Annotated in this window: 25 protein-coding genes; 9 read left to right on the top strand and 16 right to left on the bottom strand. The window is 59.0% G+C overall.

The features are described from left to right. Positions 1-61: 61 nt before the first annotated feature. On the top strand, positions 62-601 hold the full coding sequence (locus ACXRVY_RS03035) for a GspH/FimT family pseudopilin (protein ID WP_223463597.1): 540 nt from the start codon (positions 62-64) through the stop codon (positions 599-601). On the opposite strand, the gene ispH is transcribed toward ACXRVY_RS03035, so the two are convergent. From ispH to ribF, 5 genes are all read right to left on the bottom strand, one after another. Then, complete coding sequence (ispH, locus tag ACXRVY_RS03030) at positions 570-1,517, bottom strand: 4-hydroxy-3-methylbut-2-enyl diphosphate reductase (protein ID WP_223463598.1); 948 nt, start codon at positions 1,515-1,517, stop codon at positions 570-572. The genes ACXRVY_RS03035 and ispH overlap by 32 nt on opposite strands. Before the next feature lie 208 nt (positions 1,518-1,725). Continuing rightward, positions 1,726-2,163, bottom strand: coding sequence for an FKBP-type peptidyl-prolyl cis-trans isomerase (fkpB, locus tag ACXRVY_RS03025; RefSeq protein WP_172435403.1), 438 nt, complete (start codon positions 2,161-2,163; stop codon positions 1,726-1,728). A gap of 7 nt (positions 2,164-2,170) precedes the next feature. After that, positions 2,171-2,683 (bottom strand): signal peptidase II, encoded by a 513-nt coding sequence (gene lspA, locus ACXRVY_RS03020; protein ID WP_223463599.1) that lies wholly within the window; start codon positions 2,681-2,683, stop codon positions 2,171-2,173. Next, positions 2,676-5,507, bottom strand: a complete 2,832-nt coding sequence (gene ileS, locus ACXRVY_RS03015) for an isoleucine--tRNA ligase (RefSeq protein WP_223463600.1) — start codon at positions 5,505-5,507, stop codon at positions 2,676-2,678. Before ileS ends, lspA begins: the two co-directional genes overlap by 8 nt. Before the next feature lie 13 nt (positions 5,508-5,520). Continuing rightward, positions 5,521-6,459: a bifunctional riboflavin kinase/FAD synthetase gene (gene ribF, locus ACXRVY_RS03010; RefSeq protein ID WP_223463601.1), complete on the bottom strand. Its 939-nt coding sequence runs from the start codon at positions 6,457-6,459 to the stop codon at positions 5,521-5,523. Here ribF and ACXRVY_RS03005 point away from each other — a divergent pair. Then, a complete protein-coding gene (locus ACXRVY_RS03005; protein WP_458237013.1) occupies positions 6,367-6,612 on the top strand; it encodes a hypothetical protein in 246 nt (81 codons plus the stop codon). The genes ribF and ACXRVY_RS03005 overlap by 93 nt on opposite strands. Here the strand turns inward: ACXRVY_RS03005 and murJ are convergent. Next, positions 6,590-8,128: a murein biosynthesis integral membrane protein MurJ gene (murJ, locus tag ACXRVY_RS03000; protein WP_223463602.1), complete on the bottom strand. Its 1,539-nt coding sequence runs from the start codon at positions 8,126-8,128 to the stop codon at positions 6,590-6,592. The two genes, ACXRVY_RS03005 and murJ, sit on opposite strands and share 23 nt — an antisense overlap. Before the next feature lie 252 nt (positions 8,129-8,380). Here murJ and rpsT point away from each other — a divergent pair, with 252 nt between their 5' ends. Then, on the top strand, positions 8,381-8,659 hold the full coding sequence (gene rpsT, locus ACXRVY_RS02995) for a 30S ribosomal protein S20 (RefSeq protein WP_007970922.1): 279 nt from the start codon (positions 8,381-8,383) through the stop codon (positions 8,657-8,659). A gap of 120 nt (positions 8,660-8,779) precedes the next feature. Here rpsT and ACXRVY_RS02990 read toward each other — a convergent pair whose 3' ends face one another. From ACXRVY_RS02990 to rplU, 5 genes are all read right to left on the bottom strand, one after another. Continuing rightward, positions 8,780-9,244: a CreA family protein gene (locus tag ACXRVY_RS02990; RefSeq protein WP_223463603.1), complete on the bottom strand. Its 465-nt coding sequence runs from the start codon at positions 9,242-9,244 to the stop codon at positions 8,780-8,782. 12 nt (positions 9,245-9,256) lie between these two features. After that, entirely contained in the window at positions 9,257-10,375 is a 1,119-nt protein-coding gene (proB, locus tag ACXRVY_RS02985; protein WP_223463612.1) for a glutamate 5-kinase, read from the bottom strand. Positions 10,376-10,512: 137 nt separating this feature from the next. Next, positions 10,513-11,736, bottom strand: a complete 1,224-nt coding sequence (cgtA, locus tag ACXRVY_RS02980) for an Obg family GTPase CgtA (RefSeq protein ID WP_223463604.1) — start codon at positions 11,734-11,736, stop codon at positions 10,513-10,515. A gap of 195 nt (positions 11,737-11,931) precedes the next feature. Next, a complete protein-coding gene (rpmA, locus tag ACXRVY_RS02975; RefSeq protein WP_003281574.1) occupies positions 11,932-12,189 on the bottom strand; it encodes a 50S ribosomal protein L27 in 258 nt (85 codons plus the stop codon). 35 nt (positions 12,190-12,224) lie between these two features. Beyond that, positions 12,225-12,539 (bottom strand): 50S ribosomal protein L21, encoded by a 315-nt coding sequence (gene rplU / locus ACXRVY_RS02970; RefSeq protein WP_003176051.1) that lies wholly within the window; start codon positions 12,537-12,539, stop codon positions 12,225-12,227. Positions 12,540-12,778: 239 nt separating this feature from the next. Here rplU and ACXRVY_RS02965 point away from each other — a divergent pair, with 239 nt between their 5' ends. The 3 genes from ACXRVY_RS02965 to ACXRVY_RS02955 all read left to right on the top strand — a co-directional run bounded on the left by ACXRVY_RS02965 (position 12,779) and on the right by ACXRVY_RS02955 (position 14,755). After that, positions 12,779-13,747: a polyprenyl synthetase family protein gene (locus tag ACXRVY_RS02965; RefSeq protein WP_458237010.1), complete on the top strand. Its 969-nt coding sequence runs from the start codon at positions 12,779-12,781 to the stop codon at positions 13,745-13,747. A 204-nt stretch (positions 13,748-13,951) separates the two neighbouring features. Next, on the top strand, positions 13,952-14,293 hold the full coding sequence (locus ACXRVY_RS02960) for a zinc ribbon domain-containing protein YjdM (protein ID WP_108216423.1): 342 nt from the start codon (positions 13,952-13,954) through the stop codon (positions 14,291-14,293). A gap of 204 nt (positions 14,294-14,497) precedes the next feature. Further along, positions 14,498-14,755, top strand: a complete 258-nt coding sequence (locus ACXRVY_RS02955) for a PA4570 family protein (RefSeq protein WP_223463606.1) — start codon at positions 14,498-14,500, stop codon at positions 14,753-14,755. 160 nt (positions 14,756-14,915) lie between these two features. Here ACXRVY_RS02955 and ACXRVY_RS02950 read toward each other — a convergent pair whose 3' ends face one another. From ACXRVY_RS02950 to ACXRVY_RS02940, 3 genes are all read right to left on the bottom strand, one after another. Beyond that, positions 14,916-15,533: an FKBP-type peptidyl-prolyl cis-trans isomerase gene (locus ACXRVY_RS02950; protein WP_108216420.1), complete on the bottom strand. Its 618-nt coding sequence runs from the start codon at positions 15,531-15,533 to the stop codon at positions 14,916-14,918. Between the two features lie 121 nt (positions 15,534-15,654). After that, positions 15,655-15,945, bottom strand: coding sequence for a DUF6482 family protein (locus tag ACXRVY_RS02945; protein ID WP_108216419.1), 291 nt, complete (start codon positions 15,943-15,945; stop codon positions 15,655-15,657). Positions 15,946-16,093: 148 nt separating this feature from the next. Further along, entirely contained in the window at positions 16,094-16,582 is a 489-nt protein-coding gene (locus tag ACXRVY_RS02940) for a TIGR00645 family protein (protein ID WP_108216418.1), read from the bottom strand. A gap of 170 nt (positions 16,583-16,752) precedes the next feature. On the opposite strand from ACXRVY_RS02940, the gene ACXRVY_RS02935 reads away from it, so the two are divergent. Continuing rightward, positions 16,753-18,582 carry a hypothetical protein gene (locus ACXRVY_RS02935; RefSeq protein ID WP_458237009.1) on the top strand — a complete coding sequence of 610 codons (1,830 nt, stop codon included), beginning with the start codon at positions 16,753-16,755 and terminating at the stop codon, positions 18,580-18,582. Between the two features lie 6 nt (positions 18,583-18,588). Here the strand turns inward: ACXRVY_RS02935 and ACXRVY_RS02930 are convergent, their stop codons facing one another. Beyond that, positions 18,589-18,930 carry a PA4575 family protein gene (locus ACXRVY_RS02930; protein ID WP_223463608.1) on the bottom strand — a complete coding sequence of 114 codons (342 nt, stop codon included), beginning with the start codon at positions 18,928-18,930 and terminating at the stop codon, positions 18,589-18,591. Positions 18,931-19,266: 336 nt separating this feature from the next. Beyond that, positions 19,267-21,705 (bottom strand): Lon protease family protein, encoded by a 2,439-nt coding sequence (locus tag ACXRVY_RS02925; RefSeq protein WP_223463609.1) that lies wholly within the window; start codon positions 21,703-21,705, stop codon positions 19,267-19,269. Between the two features lie 254 nt (positions 21,706-21,959). Between ACXRVY_RS02925 and ACXRVY_RS02920 the strand changes: the two genes are divergently transcribed. Together ACXRVY_RS02920 and ACXRVY_RS02915 are read left to right on the top strand one after the other, a co-directional pair. Then, complete coding sequence (locus ACXRVY_RS02920) at positions 21,960-22,448, top strand: DUF3015 domain-containing protein (protein WP_007970900.1); 489 nt, start codon at positions 21,960-21,962, stop codon at positions 22,446-22,448. A gap of 93 nt (positions 22,449-22,541) precedes the next feature. Then, positions 22,542-24,395 carry an Lnb N-terminal periplasmic domain-containing protein gene (locus ACXRVY_RS02915; RefSeq protein ID WP_223463610.1) on the top strand — a complete coding sequence of 618 codons (1,854 nt, stop codon included), beginning with the start codon at positions 22,542-22,544 and terminating at the stop codon, positions 24,393-24,395. Positions 24,396-24,476: the final 81 nt, after the last annotated feature.

Here is a 24,476-nt window from a genome sequence, read left to right as displayed (position 1 = left end):
TGCGTTGTCTTTTCTCGCGCAGGGATTGCGTGAGCCACAGTACGCCACGGAGGGCCATGTCATGCGGCAACAAGGCTTCAGCCTGATCGAACTGCTCATGGGACTGGCAATTACAGGAATTGTTCTGCAACTGGTCAGTCCGGCGTTCGCAACGCTGATCGAGTCGAACCAAAGACAGCAAGCGGCGCAGGCCCTATTCAGTGGTATTCGCACCGCCCGGAGCGAAGCCATCACCCGCAACCAGGCCGTGGTGATTCACGGCATCAATGGCGACTGGAGCCAAGGCTGGCGGATCATTCTGGATATCAGCGGCAAAGGGGAGATGGACAGCGACAATCCGCTGCTGGCCGAACGCCAGAGCGGCGCGCGCGTGTCGATTGCGGGGAACAGTACGGTCGAAAGCTCAATACGATTCAGAGGTCAGGGCGAGCCGCTGTTTGGAGGGACATTACACATTTGCGCAGTTCGCGTGCCGGTGAGCCAACATCAAGTGGTGTTGGCACGAACCGGGCGCGTCAGCCTGCGCAACGACAAGGCTGAGCAGGCGTTATGCGAAGAAAGGAATAACTTCAGAGCAACGAGCGAACGCGCAGTTCTTTAGGCATCGAGAACGTGATGTTCTCCTCGCGACCGGCCAGTTCATCGGCACCGGTGGCACCCCAGGCCTGCAATTGCTCGATCACGCCGCGCACCAGGACTTCGGGGGCGGATGCGCCAGCGGTGATACCGATACGCTCGACGCCTTCGAACCAGCTCTTTTGCAGGTCTTCGGCACCGTCGATCAGGTAGGCCGGAGTGGACATGCGTTCAGCCAACTCGCGCAAGCGATTGGAGTTGGAGCTGTTCGGGCTACCGACTACCAGCACCACGTCGCACTCGTCGGCCAGTTGTTTAACCGCGTCCTGACGGTTTTGCGTGGCGTAGCAAATGTCGTCCTTGCGCGGTCCACCGATGGCCGGGAAGCGCGAACGCAGCGCGTCGATAACGCGGCTGGTGTCGTCCATCGACAGCGTGGTCTGGGTCACGAACGCGAGCTGTTCAGGGTTGTTTACCTGCAAGGCCGCAACGTCTTTCTCGTCTTCGACCAGGTAGATCGCGCCGCCGTTGCCGGCATCGTACTGACCCATGGTGCCTTCGACTTCCGGGTGACCGGCGTGGCCGATGAGAATGCACTCTCGGCCGTCACGACTGTAGCGCGCCACTTCGATGTGGACTTTGGTCACCAGCGGGCACGTGGCGTCGAATACTTTCAGCCCACGGCCAGCCGCTTCGCTGCGCACGGCCTGGGAAACGCCGTGGGCACTGAAGATCACGATGACGTCGTCCGGCACCTGGTCCAGCTCTTCGACGAAGATCGCACCACGGGAGCGCAGGTCTTCGACGACAAACTTGTTGTGAACCACTTCATGGCGAACGTAGATCGGCGGCCCGAAGACTTCCAGGGCGCGGTTGACGATTTCGATCGCCCGGTCCACACCGGCGCAGAAGCCACGGGGGTTGGCGAGTTTGATTTGCATGCTGTGCCTCGTGTCTTGCGCGCGAAAAATGATAATGCGGTCCTGTTGCTCAAACACAAGGTTCGAGAACAGTGAAACTTCCTGTGGGAGCGAGCTTGCTCGCGATAGCGCAGTGTCAGTCAACATCAATATCGACTGTCAGGCCCTCATCGCGAGCAAGCTCGCTCCCACAGGGTCCGGTGGCAACAGAAGCTGCCCCCGTAATGCCTCAGAGCGCTTTGACGGAAATGATTTCCACGTCAAAGGTCAGCGTCTTGCCAGCCAGCGGATGGTTGAAGTCAATGGTCACTTGCGCATCATCGAACTCTTTGACTACACCCGGCAATTCAGTATTAGCCGCATCGTTGAAGATCACCAGCAAGCCAGGCGACAGTTCCATGTCCTGGAACTGAGAGCGCGGGATGATCTGCACGTTTTGCGGGTTAGGCTGACCGAAAGCGTTTTCCGGCTCGATGCTCAGCGTACGCTTGTCACCGGCCTTGAAACCGAACAGGGCCGCTTCGAAACCTGGCAACAGGTTGCCGTCACCGACCTTGAAGGTCGCCGGGGCTTTGTCGAAAGTACTGTCCACAGTGTCGCCGTTCTCCAGGCGCAATGCGAAATGCAAGGTGACTTCCGTGTTCTGACCGATGCGTTGCTCAGCCAATACCTGTTCAGTCATGAACGGTTTCTCCGGTCTTTTTACTTTTGAACATATCCAGTGCCAGCATGACAGCACCAACCGTGATTGCACTGTCGGCAAAGTTGAACGCCGGGAAATACCAGCGGTTCTGCCAATGCACCAGAATGAAATCGATCACATGGCCCAGGGCAATGCGGTCATAAAGATTGCCCAGCGCGCCGCCGAGCACCAGTGCCAGCGCAATCGCCAGCCAGGTCTCGTTGCGCCCCAGACGCTTGAGCCACACCACCAGCACCGCACTGACCACGACAGCGATCAACGCGAACAGCCAGCGCTGCCAGCCGGAGCTGTCAGCCAGAAAGCTGAACGCCGCACCGGTGTTATAGGCCAGGGTCCAGCTGAAGTAATCGGGGATCACCACGATTTGCTGGTACATCGCAAGCTTGCCTTCGAAGTAGAACTTGCTGGCCTGGTCGATGACCAGAACCAGCAAACTCAACCAGAGCCAGCTCAGCCGTCCGAAACGGCCAACGGCATTAGGCATAGTGACGGACCTCGCCAGCGCCGCTGATGTTGTCGACGCAACGGCCGCAGATTTCCGGATGCTCCGGATTCACACCGACGTCTTCACGGCAGTGCCAGCAACGGGCGCACTTGGCGAAGGCCGACTTGACGATCTTCAGCTTCAGGCCGCTGACTTCGGTGACCACGGCATCGGCCGGTGCCTGCACCAATGGCGCGACACTGGCGGTCGAAGTGATCAGCACGAAGCGCAGCTCGTTGCTCAGCTTGGCCATGTCGGCAGTCAGCGCGTCTTCGGCGAACAGCGTCACTTCGGCTTGCAGGTTGCCACCGACAGCCTTGGCCGCGCGCTGGATTTCCATTTCCTTGTTGACGGCGACCTTGACCGCCATGATCCGGTCCCAGTAGGCGCGATCCAGCTCGAAGCCTTCCGGCAGTTCGCTCAGACCTTCGTACCAGGTGTTGAGCATGACGGATTCGTTACGCTCGCCCGGCAGGTACTGCCACAGTTCGTCGGCGGTGAACGCCAGGATCGGCGCGATCCAGCGCACCAACGCCTCGCAGATGTGGAACAGCGCGGTCTGGCACGAGCGGCGGGCCTTGCTATCGGCGCCAGTGGTGTACTGGCGATCCTTGATGATGTCGAGGTAGAAGCCGCCCAGTTCCTGCACGCAGAAGTTATGGATCTTCGAGTACACGTTCCAGAAGCGGTATTCGCCGTAGTGCTCTTGCAGTTCGCGTTGCAGCAGCAGGGCACGGTCCACGGCCCAACGGTCCAGAGCCAGCATTTCTTCGGCCGGCAACAGGTCGGTGGCCGGGTTGAAGCCGGTCAGGTTCGAAAGCAGGAAACGCGCGGTGTTACGGATACGCCGGTAGGCGTCCGCACTGCGTTGCAGGATCTGCTCGGAAACCGCCATTTCACCCGAGTAATCGGTCGAAGCAACCCACAGACGCATGATGTCGGCGCCCAGGGTGTCGTTGACTTTCTGTGGCGCGATCACGTTGCCCAGGGACTTGGACATCTTGCGGCCGGACTCGTCGACGGTGAAGCCGTGAGTCAGCAGTTCGCGATACGGTGCGTGGTTGTCGATGGCGCAACCGGTCAGCAGCGACGAGTGGAACCAGCCACGGTGCTGGTCCGAGCCCTCCAGGTACAGGTCGGCGCGCGGGCCGGTTTCGTGACCCATCGGGTGCGAACCGCGCAGGACGTGCCAGTGCGTGGTGCCCGAGTCGAACCAGACGTCCAGGGTGTCGCTGATCTTGTCGTACTGCGGCGCTTCAGCGCCCAGCAGTTCGGCGGCGTCCAGCTTGAACCAGGCCTCGATGCCTTCGACTTCAACGCGCTTGGCGACTTCTTCCATCAACTCGACGGTACGCGGGTGCAGTTCGCCGCTTTCCTTGTTCAGGAAGAACGGGATCGGCACGCCCCAGTTGCGCTGACGGGAAATGCACCAGTCCGGACGGTTGGCGATCATCGAGTGCAGGCGCGCCTGGCCCCAGGCCGGAATGAACCCTGTCTCTTCGATGGCCTTGAGCGAGCGCTGACGCAGGGTGTCGCCGGTGGTCGGCTGCTTGTCCATGCCGATGAACCACTGCGCAGTGGCGCGATAGATCAGCGGAGTCTTGTGGCGCCAGCAGTGCATGTAGCTGTGTTCAATGACGGTGGTGTGCAACAGCGCACCGACTTCGGTCAGCTTGTCGACGATGGCCGGGTTGGCCTTCCAGATGAACTGGCCGCCGAAGAATTCCAGCGACGGTACGTAAACGCCGTTGCTTTGTACCGGGTTGAGGATGTCGTCGTTGACCATGCCGTACTTCTTGCAGGTCACGAAGTCGTCCACGCCGTAGGCTGGTGAGGAGTGAACCACACCGGTGCCGGCGCCCAGTTCAACGTAGTCGGCCAGGTAAACCGGCGACAGACGGTCGTAGAACGGGTGACGGAAGTTGATCAGTTCCAGCGCTCTACCGGTGGTGGTCGCAATGGCCGAACCTTCCAGCGAGTAGCGTGCCAGGCACGACTCGACCAGCTCTTCAGCCAACACCAGGAGCTTGTCGCCGACGTCGACCAGGGCGTAGTTGAATTCCGGGTGAACGTTCAGCGCCTGGTTGGCCGGGATGGTCCACGGGGTGGTGGTCCAGATCACGATCGAGGCAGGCTTGGCCAGCGATGTCAGGCCAAAGGCCGCAGCCAGTTTGGCTTCATCGGCAATCGGGAAAGCCACGTCGATGGTCGAGGACTTCTTGTTCTCGTACTCGACTTCCGCCTCGGCCAGGGCCGAACCGCAGTCGAAGCACCAGTTCACAGGCTTGAGGCCCTTGAACACGAAACCGCCCTTGACGATTTCGGCCAAGGCTCGGATTTCACCGGCCTCGTTCTTGAAGTCCATGGTCTTGTACGGGTTGGCGAARTCGCCCAGCACACCGAGGCGAATGAACTCGGACTTCTGCCCTTCGATCTGCTCGGTGGCATAGGCCCGGCACAGTTCGCGGGTCTTGTCCGCGCCCAGGTTCTTGCCGTGGGTCACTTCGACCTTGTGCTCGATCGGCAGGCCGTGGCAGTCCCAGCCCGGAACATAAGGCGCGTCGAAGCCCGACAAGGTCTTCGAGCGGATGATCATGTCCTTGAGAATCTTGTTCAGCGCATGACCGATGTGAATCGAGCCGTTGGCGTACGGAGGGCCGTCGTGCAATACGAACTTCGGACGATCCTTGCCAATCTCGCGCAACTTTCCGTACAGGCCAATGCTGTCCCAGCGCTGCAGAATCTGCGGTTCGCGCTGAGGCAGGCCGGCCTTCATTGGGAAGGCGGTGTCCGGAAGGTTTAGCGTGGCTTTATAGTCGGTCATTTAAGGCTCTTCATTAGCGATGGGCGCTAGGTGCGGCTAGTGCACGGGCGGCGGCGACATCCGCGTTGATCGCCGTTTTCAACGCCTCCAGAGAGGCGAAACGCTGCTCTTCACGCAGCTTGTGGTGGAAAACCACCGTTAAACGCCGGTCATACAGATCGCCGGCAAAATCTAAAAGATGTATTTCGAGGTGGGCCTTGCCATCACCTTGTACCGTTGGCCGCACGCCGATATTGGCGACGCCGGGCCAGGTCTTGCCGTCGATGTCGACGTTGACCAGATAAACCCCGGAAAGCGGAACGCGACGGCGCTTGAGTTGTATGTTGGCCGTGGGCGTACCCAACTGGCGAGCCAGCTTCTGGCCGTGCAGTACCCGCCCGGTAATCTGGAACGGCCGACCTAGCAGTCGCTCGGCCAAGGCAAAATCAGCTGCGGCCAGGGCATTGCGGACCTGAGTGCTGCTGACGCGAATACCTTCCAGCTCAACGGTTTGCGCCGCCTCGACGGTAAAGCCCTGAATGATGCCGGCTTGTTGCAGGAAATCGAAATCCCCTACGCGGTCGCAGCCAAACCGGAAGTCATCACCGACTTCAAGGTGCTGTACACCAAGGCCGTCCACCAGGATGGTATCAACGAATTCGCTGGCGCTGAGCTTGCTCAGCCGCTGGTTGAAGGCCAGGCACAGGACCCGGTCGACACCTTCGTCGGCCAGCAGCTGCAGTTTGTCCCGCAGCCGGGCCAGACGGGCCGGGGCCGTGTCCGGGGCGAAAAATTCTCGCGGCTGCGGCTCGAAAATCACCACGCAGCTGGGCACGCCCAACTCGAGCGCACGTTCACGCAGCCGCGCCAGGATAGCCTGGTGACCACGGTGAACACCGTCAAAGTTGCCAATAGTGGCGACACAGCCCCGATGCTGGGGGCGCAGATTGTGGAGGCCTCGAACCAGCTGCATAACGCGCTTCTTGCTCATAAAGTGGTCGATTATAACCACACCCGGCGGCCGACGACAGGCAACACCGTAACCCAAAGTGATCGAGCCGACAAAACTGTCGGCTCGCCCGTGTTTATCGAAGCCAGAACCTCTATTCCAGCGTCTTGCGATTGAAGTCGCGCAAACGGAAACCCATCAACACTAACATGCCGAAATAAGCCACCACACCCGCCGCCACCAACGCCCCCAGACGCAAGAAGCGCTCGAGCATATGCCCCTGATCCCAGGCTGGCATGAAATGCATTACCCCCAACAGTACCGCGGACATCACCGCCACCGCGACCAGCAGTTTGAACGCGAACTTCGCCCAGCCCGGCTGCGGTTGGTACATCTGCTGTTTGCGCAGTTGATAGAACAGCAAGCCGGCATTGAGGCAGGCGCCGGCACTGATCGCCAAGGCCAGGCCCGCGTGAGCCAGTGGCCCGATCAGCATCAAGTTGAACAACTGGGTGACCACCAGGGTGAAAATCGCAATTTTTACCGGTGTGCGGATGTTTTGTTGCGCATAAAAGCCGGGGGCCAGCACTTTGATCACGATAATCCCAAGCAAACCGACCGAATAAGCGATCAGGGCACGCTGGGTCATCGATGCATCAAACGCATTGAACTGGCCGTACTGGAACAAGGAAACCGTCAACGGCTCCGCCAGAATCCCCAATGCCAGCGAGCAAGGCAGTACCAATACGAAGCACAGGCGCAGACCCCAGTCGAGGATGCGCGAATACTCGTGACGATCCTTGTTGGCGTAGGTCTTGGCCAGGGTCGGCAGCAGAATCGTCCCCAGGGCCACGCCCAACACGCCGGACGGCAGCTCCATCAAACGGTCGGCGTAATACATCCAGGACACTGAACCGGCGACCAGGAACGAGGCAAAAATAGTGTTGATGATCAGCGAAATCTGACTCACCGACACCCCGAGAATGGCCGGCAACATCTGCTTCATGACACGCCAGACGCCAGTGTCGCGCAGGTTCAGGCGGGGCAGCACCAGCATGCCGATCTTTTTCAGGTGCGGCAGCTGATAAAGCAACTGCGCCAGGCCGCCGACCAGTACCGCCCAGCCGAGCGCCATCACCGGCGGGTCGAAGTACGGCGTCAAAAACACCGAAAAGATGATCATGCTGACGTTCAGCAGCGTCGGCACGAAGGCTGGCACCGAAAAACGGTTCCAGGTATTGAGAATCGCACCGGCCAATGACGACAGGGAAATCAGCAGGATGTAAGGAAAAGTCACCCGCAAAAGGCTTGATGTCAGTTCGAATTTTTCCGGCGTGTTGGTGAAACCCGGCGCGGTCACCCAGATGACCCACGGCGCGGCAATCATGCCCAACACCGTGACCAGCGCCAGCACCAGCGTCAGCAGGCCCGAGACATAGGCAATGAAGGTTCGGGTCGCTTCCTCGCCCTTCTGGCTTTTGTATTCGGCAAGAATCGGCACAAACGCCTGGGAAAACGCCCCTTCGGCAAAGATCCGCCGCAGCAGATTGGGCAGTTTGAAGGCGATAAAGAAGGCGTCGGTCGCCATTCCCGCGCCAAATGCGCGCGCGATGAGGGTGTCCCGAACAAATCCCAGAACCCGGGAAAGCATCGTGATAGAGCTGACGGCGGCCAACGATTTGAGCAGATTCATGGAAAGAGTTTGTGCCTGTCGATAAACAGCAGGCGAACTACGCGCCTACTTATGCGATACTCCGCGCCGCAACAGCACAGAGCCAAAGCTCGCGAGTTTACAGGTCGCACGCTGGAAAGAAATCTCCAAGCTTGCTTCACCTACCACTTAGCGGAACGTCTCAACCGCCCTTGACAAGAACTCAACTCATCGGCATGATTCGCGGCCTATTTTGTTTGCTATTTCCTAAAAAGTCTTTCGAGGAGCTCGACGGTGGCCAACTCACCTTCCGCCAAAAAACGTGCAAAACAGGCTGAGAAGCGTCGCAGCCACAACGCCAGCCTGCGTTCCATGGTTCGTACCTACATCAAGAATGTAGTTAAGGCCATCGACGCAAAAGACGCTGCCAAAGCTCAAGCCGCTTACGTTCTGGCTGTGCCAGTTATCGACCGTATGGCCGATAAAGGCATCATCCACAAGAACAAGGCCGCTCGTCATAAGAGCCGCCTGAATGGCCACGTCAAGGCCCTGAACGTTGCCGCTGCCGCCTAAGCGACTCGTTCATTAAAAAACCGACCTCAGGGTCGGTTTTTTATTGCCTGCAATTTGATGGGCGCATAAAAAAACTGTGGGAGCGAGCTTGCTCGCTCCCACAGTTTGATTTGCGTGAAATTACTGAGCGTGGGCCCACGGCAAAATCGGAATCGCCGTCACCGCATTCTGCGGACTGCCCTCGATCAAGCGATCGCTGTACACCAGATACACCAGCGTATTGCGCTTCTTGTCGAGAAAGCGCACCACCTGCATGGTCTTGAACACCAGGGACGTGCGCTCCTTGAACACCTCGTCGCCATCCTTGAGCTCGCCCTTGAAGCTGATTGGCCCAACCTGCCGGCAAGCGATAGATGCCTCGGCACGATCCTCGGCCAACCCCAGACCACCCTTCACGCCGCCAGTCTTGGCCCGCGACAGGTAGCAGGTCACACCATCGACCTTGGGGTCATCAAAGGCCTCGACCACGATCCGGTCATTCGGCCCGACAAACTTGAACACCGTCGATACCTGACCGATCTCTTCGGCCGAAGCCAGCAGGGGCATCATCAACAGCAACCCCAACAATCCTTTTGCCACGCGCATTCAGGTATCCCTTCAGACCAGAATCAGGTTATCGCGGTGAACCAGTTCCGGCTCCGCCATGTAACCCAACAGACCAACAATCGCCTCAGACGACTGACCAATGATTTTTTGTGCTTCCAGCGCACTGTAGTTGGCCAGGCCACGGGCGATCTCACGACCGTCCGGCGCCACGCAGACCACCATTTCACCGCGACGGAAGCTGCCCTGCACCAATTTGACCCCGACCGGCAGCAAGCTCTTGTTGCCCTGGGACAACGCGATCACCGCACCCGCATCCAGCACCAGGGTGCCACGGGTTTGCAGATGACCGGCCAGCCACTGCTTGCGCGCAGCCAGCATGCCGCGCTCCGGCGACAGCAAGGTGCCGATGCGCTCGCCCGCCTTGAGACGATCCAGCACACGCTCAAGCCGCCCACCGACGATGATGGTGTGAGCACCGGAACGCGCCGCCAAGCGCGCAGCGCGCAGCTTGGTCTGCATGCCGCCACGCCCCAGCGCCCCGCCCGTACCGCCCGCCACCGCATCGAGCGCCGGATCATCGGCGCGCGCCTCGTAAATCAGCTGGGCATCCGGATTGTTGCGCGGATCAGCGTCGAACATGCCGTCACGATCCGTCAGAATCACCAGCAAATCCGCCTCGACCAGGTTCGCCACCAACGCTGCCAGAGTGTCGTTGTCGCCAAAACGGATTTCATCGGTGACCACGGTGTCATTTTCATTGATCACCGGAATGACTTTCAGCTCGACCAGTGCACGCAAGGTACTGCGGGCATTCAGGTAGCGCTTGCGGTCGGACAGGTCGTCATGGGTCAGGAGAATCTGCGCGGTATGCCGGCCATGCTCGGCAAAGCTCGACTCCCAGGCTTGCACCAGCCCCATCTGACCGATTGCAGCAGCGGCCTGGAGCTCGTGCATCGCACTGGGTCGTGAGGTCCAGCCCAGACGGCTCATACCGGCCGCCACTGCCCCGGAGGACACCAGCACCAGCTCGACACCCGCCTCATGCAAGGCCACCATCTGCTCAACCCAGACACCCATTGCCGCGCGATCCAGGCCTTTGCCGTCCGCCGTCAGCAAAGCGCTGCCGATCTTCACGACCCAACGCTGYGCACCTGTCACCTTGCTCCGCATCATCTTCAACCTTAGCTTGAGGGCAGCGCGACCTGGCACTGCCCGTGACGTTATTCGTGGTTATTCGTGACCAACAATCGATTTCCAGATACCAAAACGCCGCTCGATTGAGCGGCGCTTAAGTTTATCGCAACGAATCAGTCACGCACGTAAATGATTTCCGGACCGTCTTCATCATCCACATCTTCTTCGTCCCAATCATCGTCACCAATGTCGTGGACCGACTTCACGCCGCTGCGACGCAGGGCACGCTTGTCATCCAGCGCCTGCAGTTGCGCACGAGCTTCGTCTTCGATGCGCTGATCGAGATCAGCCAGCTCTTCCTTGTAAGCCGGGTCATTGGCCAGGCGATCAGCACGATCTTCCATGTAACGCATGATGTCGTGGCACAGACGCTCGGTACCGAGCTTGGAGATGGCCGAGATCACGTAGACCGGACCAGTCCACTCCAGGCGATCAACGATTTCCTTGACGCGAGCATCATGCTCTTCATCAAGGATCTGGTCGCACTTGTTCAGGATCAGCCAGCGATCACGCTCCGCCAGGGACGGGCTGAACTTGATCAGCTCGCTGACGATCACTTCAGCGGCATCCGGTGCGCTGGTGTCATCCAGCGGCGCCATGTCCACGAGATGCAGCAGTAGACGTGTACGCGCCAAGTGCTTGAGGAAGCGAATGCCCAGACCAGCACCGTCGGAAGCGCCTTCGATCAAACCCGGAATATCGGCAATGACGAAGCTCTTCCAGCGATCGACGCTGACCACACCCAGGTTCGGCACCAGCGTGGTGAACGGGTAGTCGGCAACTTTCGGCTTGGCAGCCGAAACCGAACGGATAAAGGTACTTTTACCGGCGTTCGGCAAACCCAGCAGACCTACGTCAGCCAGCACTTTCATTTCCAGTTTCAGGTCGCGCTGCTCACCCGGCTTGCCCGGAGTGGTCTGGCGCGGCGCACGGTTGGTACTGGATTTGAAACGGGTGTTGCCCAGACCGTGCCAGCCGCCCTGCACCACCATCAATTTCTGACCAGCCTTGGTCAGGTCGCCGATGACTTCCTGAGTCGCGGAGTCGATCACCGTGGTGCCGACCGGAACGCGCAGGATCAGGTCTTCACCCTTCTTGCCGGTGCAGTCGGTGCTGCCGCCGTTGGAGCCACGCTCGGCATCGAAGTGCCGGGTGTAACGGTAGTCCACCAGGGTGTTGAGGTTTTCGTCGGCCATCATGTAGATGGAACCGCCGTCACCGCCATCACCGCCGTTCGGGCCACCGTTCTCGATAAATTTTTCCCGACGGAAACTCATGGCGCCATTGCCGCCGTCACCAGCCTTTACGCGAATCGATACTTCATCAACAAACTTCATAACAAACGCCTCTCGCCATACGGACGAGCCGAAAAACAATCAAGACATAAGACTCTTGCAAAAATGAGCGCAGCGACCCCAAACCACGACACCTACATCGTACGCCGACAGCCCATGCAAACAGCTTTGCAAGAGACTCACCCCACAAACGAAAAAGCCCCGTCGCGAGACAGGGCTTTTCCAGCGATCGCGCAATTAAGCCGCGACTACGCTCACGTAACGACGACCGAAGGCGCCTTTTACTTCGAACTTGATCACGCCTTCGACTTTAGCGAAGAGGGTGTGATCTTTACCCATGCCAACGCCGTAGCCAGCGTGGAATTGGGTGCCGCGCTGACGCACGATGATGTTGCCTGCTTTGATAGCCTGGCCGCCATACATCTTCACGCCAAGGCGTTTGGCTTCTGAGTCGCGACCGTTACGGGTACTACCACCAGCTTTTTTGTGTGCCATGAGTTCAATTCTCCTAGTGAGGAATTAGGCTGTAATTAAGCCTGAATACCGGTGATTTTGATCTCGGTGTACCACTGGCGGTGGCCCATACGCTTCATGTGGTGCTTACGGCGACGGAACTTGATGATGCGGACTTTATCGTGACGACCTTGGGAGATCACTTCAGCCACAACGGTAGCGCCAGCAACAACTGGAGCGCCGATATTCACGTCGTCACCGTTGGCAACCAACAGAACGCGATCAAAGGTAACGGATTCGCCGGTAGCGATTTCCAGTTTTTCGATCTTCAGGTATTCACCTGGGGCGACTTTGTACTGCTTGCCGCCAGTAACGATTACTGCATAAGACATGGTATTTCTCCGATAATCCTGCTCACCCAGCTCTTTATAAGAAGAGGTATTGGCTGGCATGGCTGCATGGGGCTGGAGGCCCGCTTGCAATTGCGTAAGGCAGGTGCTGCCCAGGAAGTTCAGGGTGCGCGATTGTACGCAAGCCACGAGTCCCTTGCAAGGGGCCGTCCATCGCGCCTTGACACCTGCAGGCGTGGGTCCTAGCATGCCGCGCAACCCTTCTGGAGCGACTGTCGCTGATGCAACCCCAAGCTTTCTACCGCGCGGTCGCGGACGATTTTAGCGCCGTCGACGGCATCATCAAGAAGCAGCTGACTTCGCGCGTGCCGCTTGTATCGAAAATCGGCGATTACATTACCTCGGCCGGCGGCAAACGCCTGCGTCCTTTACTAGTGTTGCTGTGTGGCAAGGCCCTGGGTCGCGAAGGCGACGAACTGCGTCTGCTGGCCGCGACCATCGAGTTTCTGCACACCGCTACCCTGCTGCATGACGACGTGGTCGACATGTCCGGCATGCGCCGTGGCCGCTCGACCGCCAACGCCATGTGGGGCAACGCGCCAAGCGTGCTGGTCGGTGACTTCCTGTATTCGCGCTCCTTCGAAATGATGGTCGAGCTGGGCTCGATGCCGGTGATGAAGATCCTTTCGCAGGCCACGCGCATCATCGCTGAAGGCGAAGTGTTGCAGCTATCGAAGGTTCGTGACGCCAGCACCACCGAAGAAACCTACATGGAAGTCATCCGCGGCAAGACCGCGATGCTCTTCGAAGCCTCGACCCACAGTGCTGCAGCCCTGTGCGAAGCCACACCGGAACAGGCCGAAGCCCTGCGTACATTCGGGGATCACCTGGGGGTGGCCTTCCRGCTGGTCGACGACCTGCTGGACTACAAAGGCGACGCCGAAACCCTGGGCAAGAACGTCGGTGACGATCTGGCCGAAGGCAAGCCGACGCTGCCGCTGATCTACACCATGCGTGAAGGCACACCGGAGCAGGCCGCCCTGGTGCGCAAGGCGATCCAGAAAGGCGGAATCGAAGATCTGGAAAGCATCCGCGAAGCCGTGGAAGCCTCGGGCTCGCTGGAGTACACCGCGCAACTGGCACGCGATTATGTGGCCCGCGCGATCAAGTGCCTCGAAACGCTACCGCCGAGCGAGTATCGCGATGCACTGGTTGAACTGAGTGAGTTCGCGGTCGCCCGCACGCACTGACAACACTGTAAAACCCTGTGGGAGCGAGCTTGCTCGCGATTAGGCACTTACATTCAACATAGTTGTTGACTGAAAGGACGCTATCGCGAGCAAGCTCGCTCCCACAGGTTTGTTCCCCTACAGGTTTATCCTCGCCCCACCCTCTCCCGCTTAAAACCCTATACAATGTGCGCTTTTTAGCGATCCTGAATCCAAGGAGCCTTAGTGAGCACGTTGCCACCCTGCCCAAAATGCAATTCCGAATACACCTATGAAGACGGCGCGCAGCTGATCTGCCCCGAGTGCGCCCACGAATGGTCCGCCAGCGGTGAAACCGAAGCGGCGTCCGATGACGCAGTGAAAAAGGATTCGGTTGGCAACGTCCTGCAGGACGGCGACACCATCACCGTGATCAAGGACCTCAAGGTCAAGGGTACGTCTTTGGTGGTCAAGGTCGGCACCAAGGTCAAGAACATCCGCCTGTGCGATGGCGATCACGACATCGATTGCAAGATCGACGGCATCGGCCCGATGAAACTCAAGTCCGAGTTCGTCAGAAAAGTCTGAACCTGCAGTTGTCCATCCCGCGCCCAGCGTGGGATGGCGCCTCCCTCTCCCCCGCTTCGCCCAGTAAATCCTCGCAATAGCCAAATGCCAGTCGTTTTGACCTGACGCAATCCTTACCTGGAAAAAAGCGTAAACCGCCAATAGGCGCTTGCTATTTAGCGAATAAGAATTATTCTCATAAAACCCTCAGTGGAGATGAGAACCATGACTTATCTGATCGATGCCTGGCTGGACCGACCACACCCTTACCTCAGGATCCTGCATCGGGAAACCGGGGAAGTCTGTGCGGTGCTTGAAGAAGAAGCCTTGAACGAACTGCAAGACCAAGGTGATCTTGACCTAAATGGCCTGAGCTCCAGCGAGCCGGTGGTGCTCAAGGAACTGGTGCGCAATCTGTTTCTGTTCTGCTATGCCCGGGCATTGCGCCCGCACAGTGAACTGCACCACAAGATCGAAATATGAAACACCGTAAAAACTGTGGGAGCGAGCTTGCTCCGGGCGGCGCTCCGACGATAGCGGATGTTCCATCACAGAAACGTTGACTGACACACCGCCATCGCGAGCAAGTCGGATCGCCGCACCGTCGCTCCCACATTAGCCCGACGTCATATCGGGCCTGGTCTTACAGAACGTCGAGCAGTTCGACGTCGAACACCAGTACGCTGTGCGGCGGGATGCTGCCAACGCCTTGAGCGCCGTAAGCCAGTTCGCTCGGCACGTACAGGCGCCATTTGCTGCCGGCGTTCATCAGTTGCAGGGCTTCGGTCCAGCCGGCGATCACGCCGCCAACCGGGAATTCTGCAGGCTCTCCACGATCGTAGGAGCTGTCGAACACGGTGCCGTTGATCAAAGTGCCGTGGTAGTGAGTACGCACGGTGTCTTCACGGGATGGCTTGGCGCCTTCGCCGGCAGTCAACACTTCGAACTGCAAGCCGGAAGCCAGAGTGGTGATGCCTTCACGCTTGGCGTTTTCAGCCAGGAAGGCCAGGCCTTCGCCAGCAGCCGCTTCAGCCTTGGCAGCAGCTTCGGCCTGCATGATTTCGCGGATGACTTTGAAGCTGGCGGACATTTCTTCCTGACCCACACGGCTTGGCTTGCCGGCGAATGCGTCGGTCAGGCCAGCCAGGATCGCGTCCAGGCTGACGCCCGGTGGCGGGTTGTCGCGCAGTTGGTCGCCCAGCTGACGGCCAATACCGTAGCTGACGCGGGTTTCGTCGGTGGACAGATTTACTTCGGACATGACACTGCTCCGCTGTGCGGACGGCTCGGGAACTTGCCATGCGTACACAGCGCGTCCCGGAGCGCCCGGAACCAAAAGGGCCAGCAGACTAGCACAGATGTCATGCCATTGATGAGGGACGTCAGGCGATCGGCACCTTCAGGTTTTCTTCCACGTCGGCAACCAGACCGCACATTTCGTCATGCACGACCGTGTGCACAAGGTTGAAGTGCAACTTGGGAAAGGAGCGCAGCACATCACGGGCATGCTCCACCGAACGCAGGCTCATCATATGGCCGTGCGTATCGCTCAGGGGGTACGCCGCGCCATGCATCCGCGCTTCCAGCAGGTATATGCCCCCCTCCATGGAGATCAGGTTCAGCTCATCGACCTTTCCGGCGATGGCATACGCATTCAACTCATTCAGGGTCATGAACGCACCTCACGCAGTGGCGAGCCAACATACTTACAGGGATAGGCCTCTGTGCATCAAAGCACAAGCCACTGGCCAGACCGCTTGTCTATTATCGCAGGAGGTTGTGGCGAGGGAGCTTGCTCGCCACAAAGGGAGCCGGTGTGGATCAGTGCTTGGTGAGTTTATCCAGGTAACCCATTGCGAATGCCGATACCACGAAAGTCATGTGGATGATCACGTACCACTGCAGATGCTCAGGATCGACGTTCTTGGCATCCATGAAGATGCGCAGCAGGTGAATGGACGAGATCGCCACGATCGACGCGGCCACCTTCATTTTCAGCGACGAAGAGTCCATGGTGCCCAGCCAGTTGAGCTTTTCCTTGGAGTCGTCGATGTCCAGTTGCGAGACGAAGTTCTCGTATCCGGAAATCATCACCATCACCAGCAAACCGCCCACCAGCGCCATGTCGATCAGCGACAACAGCACCAGGATCAAGTCCGATTCGGCCATCGAAAACACGTTCGGGATGACATGGGAGACTTCCTGGAAGAATTTCAGCGCCAGCGCCAGCAACCCGAGGGACAGGCCGAAATAGATCGGCGCCAGCAGCCAGCGCGAGGCGTACATTGTATTTTCGATAAAGCGTTCCATTGAATCTCACATGTGGGCTGAAAATGGCGGCGAGTATACCAGCCGCCCGTCTATACCCAGAAGTAGCCAGAAACCGTCGAAAAATCCGCCACCTGCGCCTGTGTATCAAAGTTTTTCTGCTAGTGTCCAAATCATTGACCGCTCATTGATATCGGACAGGAAGACTGGAAATGGATGTGCGATTGCCTTTGACGAGTGCCGGAATTTGCATGGCGCTGCTTCTAAGCGGCTGCTCACCCAGCGATGAAAAACGCCAGGTCAGCCTCGAAGAAAAAACCGCGCAATTCGAAAAGTCGCTGGACGCCATCCAGGATCCGAAACTGAAGGATGCCGTGTCGGAGCTGGGCGGCTCACTGCTGCTGCTCGAGCGCGCGCAACTCAAGCTCGACAGTAAACCGGTGGAAACCGAATACGGCGAAGACGCCCTCGCCATGCTCAAGCACTACCCGACCCCGCAGGCCATGGTCGACACCTACATCAACGGGTTGTTCGTGCTGCAAAAGGACTCCAGTTCCGACTACCTGACCGATCTGCAACCGGTGTTTCCCTTCACTTTCAGCGTTCCTGCCGCGTTTTTGTTTCCCCATGGCCTGGAATGGCAGTCGGTCACACTAAGCAATAAACGAGTGATCCCATTCCAGCCGGAATGGTCAGAAACCGACCCCGGCATTCAACTCAGCCCATCGAGTTCCAACCTGACCAGCCCCGATGACCTGACTGTGGCCTACCCCTTCATCGAAGGCCTCGACATCGACAGAAAGCAGCAACCGCAACCGGTGAGCCTGCAGGGCAAAGTCGAGGTCATCGCGCCACGCCGGCTCTACAGCTTCGACCTGACGAAAAAGGACGTAGGCCAGACCCGCACCAATGACAACCTGAGCGTCACCCTGCTCACATTGACGAACAACTACGCGGAAATCGAATACAACAACAGCGCGCCGCTAGCCCCCGAAGTCAGAGAAACACCGCTGAACCCGCTGATCGTCCAGGCCACGGACAGCACCGGGCAATTCATCTCGCGCGCCGGCTCAATCAACGAAACCGCGGTACAAATTGCGTTCTATCAGCAGCAGCTGGCCAAGATGCAGCAGCAAAAGAGCTGGAGCGAAGCCCTGGAAAAACAGCTCGACGAAGAACAGCGCAACTTTGAGAAACAGCAGGCTCGACATTATTCGAAGGTGTACTTCAACGGGACGATCGAAACCCTCGAAGTCAGCATGCTGGATTTTTCCGCCGTCACGGTCACCCGCAAGAGCCTCGACCTGCCGGTCCGGCACTTCGATGCCGAGACCACGGACAAGACCATCCAGCCCTTGAACCTGCCCGTGGTGGTCTATGACGACCAKGCGCCCGGCTGGCTCAAAGGGGCAACGCTGAGCGAGGATCAACTGAAAAAGAACGTCAGCATCAGTCAGTCGATCGACGACCCCAGTGCTGCGCGAATCGAATTCACTCATCTGCGCAGCTTCAACGATGAACTGCTCGGCACATCGTTCAACCCCGGTGAAAGTCCGGTGAGTTTCTTTACTGAAGACGCGAGTGGCAAACGCGACGAGCCGATCGAGTTGCCGCCCGAGGCGTACCAGATCGATCCCCTGCGCGGCACCATTACCTACGATCTGAATCTGTTTGCGCAAACGCCGGCCTATGCGGTGGGCTCGATGCCGCTGTTCCTGGCCACCGTCGAGCAAAAAACCGTCGATGCCCGCCAGCTGCCCAAAGGCCTCGAGCTTAAAGCCAATGCTCTGGTGGTTGATTTGAAGGCGTTTCCCGCCCAGGACTGGCGCTTTTTCGCCAAGGACGACACCGGCAATTACTTGAAGGAGATTCTATCGGTCAGCCATGGCGCGAGCGCACAAGGGCCGGCACAGTTTGCCGTGCATTACTTCTACGGACAGCCTACGCGCCTGGAAACCTATCAGCGCACTGACCTCGCCACCGTGCAGTATGGTTTCGAGGTCAAACTCGACAAGGCCGACATGACGCGCCTTGATCAATAGTGCGAATCAGTGCTCGGGGTGAAACTCGAAGCCGCCAACGTTACGGCAGCGACCACCGTTGATTTCCCGCAACTGGGCTTGCAGGTGCAGGCACCAGATTTGCGGATCGTTGGCCAACTCGTAGCCGTGCAAGGTCAGGCTTTCAACGATGGTGTCGAGGATTGATTCAGCGACGAACGGACCGTGAAACGGGCCTTGGGCCTTGATGGCCGAAGGTTGTTCACCGGCCATTCCGGCGGCGAACAGCAGAGTCCACATGCCCGTATCTCCCGCCAACGGACGGATGGCACACTCGATACGGGTCTCAAGGCCCAGGCATTGACGGGTGAGGCAGAGGTTGCGCGACATGGCGGCGACCCTCGGTAGATCCGGTATTCAGCCCCCATGCGAAGGCTGTTTCGATCCTGTGATTACTGTCGACATCCTTGAGCAGATAATAGAAGAAAAGTCTGCCTTGCAGGCAGGCCGATACTGAAAGGCGCCGAATGGTCACAGCATGAATATTGACGTCATTTCGACGACGCTTTTTTACCATTCACCCCAAACAAAATGTGGGAGCGAGCTTGCTCCGGGCGGCGTTCCGACGATGGCGGTCGAACATTCAACATATTGGTCGAATGAACGTCCGCTATCGCGAGCAAGCTCGCTCCCACAGGGGCGGCTTGCGCTTGGCTCAACGATGCATCAAGCCGGTTTGGTTTCTGCCAAAGCCTCTTGCGCCAACTCCTTCTCGGCCTCTTTCAGATCATCGTCACTGATCATTTCCGCGATAACCCGCAGACGCTCCACGACCCGCGCGTTCACGCTGCCTTCAGGGAACTCGCCATTCTCGTCCGGCTCGCCGGCTGGCTCGCCAACCAGCAAACTCAAGGCTTCGTCGGCCTGACGGACCGCGTAGACATGGAATTGCCCCGCACGTACCGCCGCCAGCACCTTCTCGTCGAGCATCAGCGTGGCAACGTTGGCGTGAGGAATGATTGCCCCCTGCTCGCCGGTCAACCCGCGGGCCTCGCACAGACGGAAGAAGCCCTCGATCTTCTCGTTGACTCCGCCGACCGCCTGCACTTCGCCGAACTGGTTGATGGAACCGGTGATGGCAAAGCACTGCTTGAGCGGGGTTTTCGACAAGGCCGAGATCAGGGTGCAGGCCTCGCCCAGGGAAGCACTGTCGCCATCGACATAACCGTAGGATTGCTCCAGGGCGATACTCGCGGAAATCGCCAGCGGAAACTCCTGGGCGTAACGACTGCCCAGATAACCGGTAAGGATCATCACGCCTTTGGAGTGGATCGGCTGGCCGAGGTTGACCTCGCGCTCGATGTCGACAATGCCGCTGCCGCCCGGGTACACCGTGGCGGAAATCCGCGCCGGTATACCAAAGGCCGAATCGCCGACTTCCAGCACGGTCAGGCCGTTGCACTTGCCGACCGCCGCACCCGCGGTGTCGATCAGGATGATCCCGGCCAGCATGTCGTCGAGAATCCGCGCCGAAACCCGCCCGGTCCGCGTGGCCTTGGCCTTGAGTGCCCGTTCGATGTGCCCGGCGTCGGTCATTTCATCGCCAGCCAGGTGACGAATGAAATCCGCCTCGCTGACCAGTTGGAACAAATCACCGATGCGCGCCGACAAGCGCCCCTGGTGCTCGGCCAGTCGGGCGCTGTAGGTCGCCAGGCGCGCCACCGCATCGGCGGTGAGCGGCGCCATGCCTTCTTCGGAAGTACGGGTTTTGAGCAACTGGGCGAACTGCTCCAGGCTCTCGTCGACCATCGGGATGTCTTCGTCGAAATCCACCAGAACGCGGAACATTTCCTGGAAGTCCGGATCGAGGTCTTGCAGCGTGTAATACAGCTGACGGGCACCGATGATGACGACTTTGACCTGCAACGGAATGTGTTGCGGGGTCAGGGTCACGGTGGCCAGGCGGCCCAGCTCACCCAGCGGCGATTCCATTTTCAGCTTGCGCGATTGCAGGGCGCGTTTGAGCGCATCCCACACGAACGGCTCGCTGAGCATTTTGTCCGCTTCAAGGATCAGGAAACCGCCATTGGCCCGGTGCAAGGCACCCGGGCGCAGTTGCCGGTAGGTGGTGTACAGCGCGCCCTGATCGGTGCTGTATTCAATGCGACCGAAGAGGTTTTCATAGGTCGGGTGCGGCTCGAACACCACCGGCGCGCCGCCGCTGGCCGAATGACCAACCACCAGGCTCGGCGCGTATTGCTCTTCCAGCAACTTGCGGGCGACAGCATCGATTTTGCTATCGTCCACCAGTTGCTCGACCACCGTCTTGAGCAAATACACCTGCATGGCTTGCAGATAACCGCACACCGCGGCGTTCTCGGCGTATTTCTCCGACAACGGCGACAGCAACGGCTGCAAGGCCAGGGTGATGGTTTCTTCGTTCAGATGACGCAGTTGGTTACTCGACTCGCGCTTCCATTGCGGCAGGCTGGCGAGCTCTTCGTTCAGGCGCTCCTCCAGTACCGAAATATCCTCGTGGAAGCGCTCGCGCTCGGCTTCCGGCAACTGGGCGAATTCAGCTTCGTCCAATGCCTTGCCGTCGCCCATCGGGGTAAATGCAATGTTGCTGGCGTCGCGGTAGAGCGCGACGTCCTTTTCCAGCGCCAGACGCTCGATGACGTCCAGGGCCTTGTCATAGCGCTGGTTGAAGGCGCGGTCGATGCTGCTTTTTTTCTGCTGGTAGGACGGATGCTCGAAGACTGCCGGAAACGTCGCCAGCAGGTTGTCGATCAAGCCGTTGATGTCACCGATGAAGGCACCGGCGCTGCCCGACGGCAGCTCCAGCGCGCGCGGCTCGCGCGGCTCATCGAAATTGTTGACGTAGACCCAGTCCGCTGGGGTCTGCAGGCGCTTGCCTTCGGCCTTGAGGTAGCGTTTGACGAACGAGAACCGGCCAGTGCCGGGCTCGCCCATGACGAATACGTTGTAACCGGGGCGTGGCATGGCCACACCGAACTGCAAGGCTTCGACCGCACGTTCCTGGCCAAGCACACCGCGAAAGGGCTCCAGATCATTGGTGGTGGAGAAGCTGAACTGTTCAGCGGAAAACGGACGGGTCAGCGCTTCGGGCGCTAGACGCAAGCTGGCAGCAACAGGATCAGGCATCGGGCTTCCTTAACAATCAGGCGGGGCAGATGGCAGCATTCTGGCGCCGCCCATGCCCGACTGGCAAGGAGTGCCGCAGGCCTGAGCATCTTCAATCCGCCAACCCCAGGCGGGCCGGGCTTGCGCCGCGGTTTCCCATGAATGCTTTGCAAAAAATCACGGAACCCCGTGATCGTGCCTAAACTCCAGACTGCTCGGCTGGACTAATGACCGGCCCACTTATCCATTGGTAGGCACATAAAGAGAACAAAGCTATGAAACGGATTCTTCTCGGTACTCTCTTCACTGCTGTATCCATCAACGCCATGGCTCAGGCGCCAGGCGGCCCGGATTGCGGTTGGGGCAACATGCTGTTCGAAGGTCAGCGTGGTACTCCTGCTCACTTCCTGGCATCCACCACCAACGGCACCTCCGGCAACGCAACCTTCGGCATGACCTCCGGTACCAACGGTTGCGCAACCAACGCGTCGCTGACCTATGGCGGTAAATCCTGGTTTGCCATGAATGGCATGATGAACGAGCTGTCCGAAGACATGGCCAAAGGTCAGGGCGAAGCGCTGACCACCTATGCCGTGGTACTGGGCGTAGCGCCGGAAGACCGTGCGCACTTCGCCGCCGTCACTCACGAGCACTTCCAGCAGATCTTCAGCAAGGCTGACGTGACTGCCGAAGACGTGCATACCAATACCCTGGCCGTGCTCAAAGCCGACCCTCGTCTGGCCAAGTACGCGACTCAAGCTTAAGCTCGACCCGCCCCGCTTCTTTCGGGAAGCGGTTTTTGTTTTTTGGACCTGCCCCTTTTTGGGTCTTTTTCTCAAGTATTCAAGTTGCCATCTATGCTCAAACGCCTTGCCTGGCTGGCGCTGTGTGCCTGCGCCCCGCTATCCGCCGCGCCTCAGATCGACCCTCAACGTTTGCAGCAACTGGCCAACGACCCTTTCTGGATATCCCTGGGCCATTATGAAACCGCCAAGCTCGGCGGCTGGCGCAGCTATGTCAGCGACCCGAAATTCTTCCTCGCCGCTGACGGCAATGAACGTCCGGACCATGAACTGGCGGCGACTGTACAAGCCTTGTACGGCCCGGCCAGTGCCGGTGAACAACACGCTCAATGCGTCTACCCGGCGCGCACCCGCTGGCTGAAAGAACAACTCGGCCTGACCGGCCTGCCGACGCCGGACTGCGCCGGGTTCAAGCAATGGTTCAAGGACGTCTCGCCCGACAGCACGGTGATGATCTTTCCGGCGGCGTATCTGAACAGTCCGTCCTCGATGTTCGGCCACACCCTGCTGCGCATCGATCAGGCCGAAGTGCAGAGCGACAAGACTTCGCTGCTCAGTTACGCGATCAACTTCGGCGCCTACATCGAGGGCTCGGACAACAGCATCCTCTATGCCTGGAAAGGCCTGATGGGCGGCTATCCCGGCCTGTTTGCGCTAGTGCCTTACCAGGAAAAACTCTCGGAATACCGCAGCCTGGAAAACCGCGACCTGTGGGAATACCGCCTGAACCTGACCCAACAGGAAACCGCGCGCATGGTCGAGCACGTCTGGGAACTGAAGCAGATCAAGTTCGACTATTTCTTCTTCGACGAAAACTGCTCATACCGTTTGCTGGAACTGCTGCAAGTGGCCCGCCCGCGCTTGCGCCTGACCGAACAATTCCCGCTCACGGCCATCCCCACCGACACTGTCAAAGCCGTGAAAAATGCCGGGCTGGTGGAATCCATCCAGTATCGTCCGTCCCGGGAACGCGAGTTGCTCAGTCGCGCCGAACCGTTTAACCCTGAAGAGCAGCAATGGGTACTGAAAGTCAGCGCCGATCAGAACCAATTGCAGGACCCGGCGTTCAAAGCACAACCCCGCGACCGCCAGGCGCTGATCATCGATGCGGCCTATCGTCTGGAGCGCTACCGCGCCAATGGCCGGGAGCGCGACCCGGCGCGCGCCCAGCGCAGCTTCGAACTGTTGCGGGCAATCAACCAGAATCCGGCGCCGGAGCTGGATATCCCGCAACCCGGCCTGCCTGAAGACGGTCACGAGTCCCGTACCTGGCAACTCGGCCTCGGTACCCGTGGCGATAAAGCCTTTGGCGAGTACGGCTTGCGCATGGCTTATCACGACCTCAATGACAACAGCGAAAGCTTTCCCCTTGGCGCGCAGATCGAAATCCTGCAATTGAAACTGCGCCAGTACGAAGGCAATGACTGGCAAGTGCAACGCCTGGACCTGGCGACCATTCGCTCCCTGACCCCGCGTAACGAGTTGCTGCAACCTCTGTCATGGCAAGTTACCGGCGGCCTGGAGCAGGTGCCGGGCAAACATGATGACCAGACCCTGGTCAGCCACGTCAACGGTGGTGGCGGCGGTACCTGGCAATTGGGCGATGACCTGCTCGGATTTGCCCTGGGCACTGTGCGTATCGAGCACAACAATGATTTTGCCGCGTTCATCGCGCCGGCCGCCGGCTTCAACAGTGGTGTGCTGTGGAAAAATCCGCTGGGCAACTTGAGCCTGGAAGCCAAGGGTGATTTTTTCACCAATGGCGAAGTGCGTCGTAGCCTGAGCCTGAACCAGCAGTGGGAAATATCCCGCAATCTCGGTCTGCGCTTGAGCGCCCAGCGTGAGTTCAGCCATTTGGCGACGGCCGAGAACGAAGTGATGCTTGAGCTGAAGTGGTATCACTACTGACCAGATACCCCCCTGTGGGAGCGAGCTTGCTCGCGATGAGGGACTGACATTCAACAAGTGTGTTGGCTGAAAGGCCGCCAT

The organism is Pseudomonas sp. P5_A2_2, assembly GCF_054177685.1.
The sequence above is the reverse complement of the archived record's forward strand: the minus strand, read 5'-3'. Positions and strand labels throughout refer to the sequence as shown.

What these genes read in the sequence shown, in the direction of transcription:
- ACXRVY_RS03035 (WP_223463597.1), top strand. Translation starts at nt 62, where the DNA reads ATGCGGCAACAAGGCTTCAGCCTGATCGAACTGCTCATGGGACTGGCA.
- ispH (WP_223463598.1), bottom strand. Translation starts at nt 1,517, where the DNA reads ATGCAAATCAAACTCGCCAACCCCCGTGGCTTCTGCGCCGGTGTGGAC.
- lspA (WP_223463599.1), bottom strand. Translation starts at nt 2,683, where the DNA reads ATGCCTAATGCCGTTGGCCGTTTCGGACGGCTGAGCTGGCTCTGGTTG.
- ribF (WP_223463601.1), bottom strand. Translation starts at nt 6,459, where the DNA reads ATGCAGCTGGTTCGAGGCCTCCACAATCTGCGCCCCCAGCATCGGGGC.
- murJ (WP_223463602.1), bottom strand. Translation starts at nt 8,128, where the DNA reads ATGAATCTGCTCAAATCGTTGGCCGCCGTCAGCTCTATCACGATGCTT.
- ACXRVY_RS02990 (WP_223463603.1), bottom strand. Translation starts at nt 9,244, where the DNA reads ATGCGCGTGGCAAAAGGATTGTTGGGGTTGCTGTTGATGATGCCCCTG.
- cgtA (WP_223463604.1), bottom strand. Translation starts at nt 11,736, where the DNA reads ATGAAGTTTGTTGATGAAGTATCGATTCGCGTAAAGGCTGGTGACGGC.
- rpmA (WP_003281574.1), bottom strand. Translation starts at nt 12,189, where the DNA reads ATGGCACACAAAAAAGCTGGTGGTAGTACCCGTAACGGTCGCGACTCA.
- rplU (WP_003176051.1), bottom strand. Translation starts at nt 12,539, where the DNA reads ATGTCTTATGCAGTAATCGTTACTGGCGGCAAGCAGTACAAAGTCGCC.
- ACXRVY_RS02955 (WP_223463606.1), top strand. Translation starts at nt 14,498, where the DNA reads ATGACTTATCTGATCGATGCCTGGCTGGACCGACCACACCCTTACCTC.
- ACXRVY_RS02950 (WP_108216420.1), bottom strand. Translation starts at nt 15,533, where the DNA reads ATGTCCGAAGTAAATCTGTCCACCGACGAAACCCGCGTCAGCTACGGT.
- ACXRVY_RS02945 (WP_108216419.1), bottom strand. Translation starts at nt 15,945, where the DNA reads ATGACCCTGAATGAGTTGAATGCGTATGCCATCGCCGGAAAGGTCGAT.
- ACXRVY_RS02940 (WP_108216418.1), bottom strand. Translation starts at nt 16,582, where the DNA reads ATGGAACGCTTTATCGAAAATACAATGTACGCCTCGCGCTGGCTGCTG.
- ACXRVY_RS02930 (WP_223463608.1), bottom strand. Translation starts at nt 18,930, where the DNA reads ATGTCGCGCAACCTCTGCCTCACCCGTCAATGCCTGGGCCTTGAGACC.
- ACXRVY_RS02925 (WP_223463609.1), bottom strand. Translation starts at nt 21,705, where the DNA reads ATGCCTGATCCTGTTGCTGCCAGCTTGCGTCTAGCGCCCGAAGCGCTG.
- ACXRVY_RS02920 (WP_007970900.1), top strand. Translation starts at nt 21,960, where the DNA reads ATGAAACGGATTCTTCTCGGTACTCTCTTCACTGCTGTATCCATCAAC.
- ACXRVY_RS02915 (WP_223463610.1), top strand. Translation starts at nt 22,542, where the DNA reads ATGCTCAAACGCCTTGCCTGGCTGGCGCTGTGTGCCTGCGCCCCGCTA.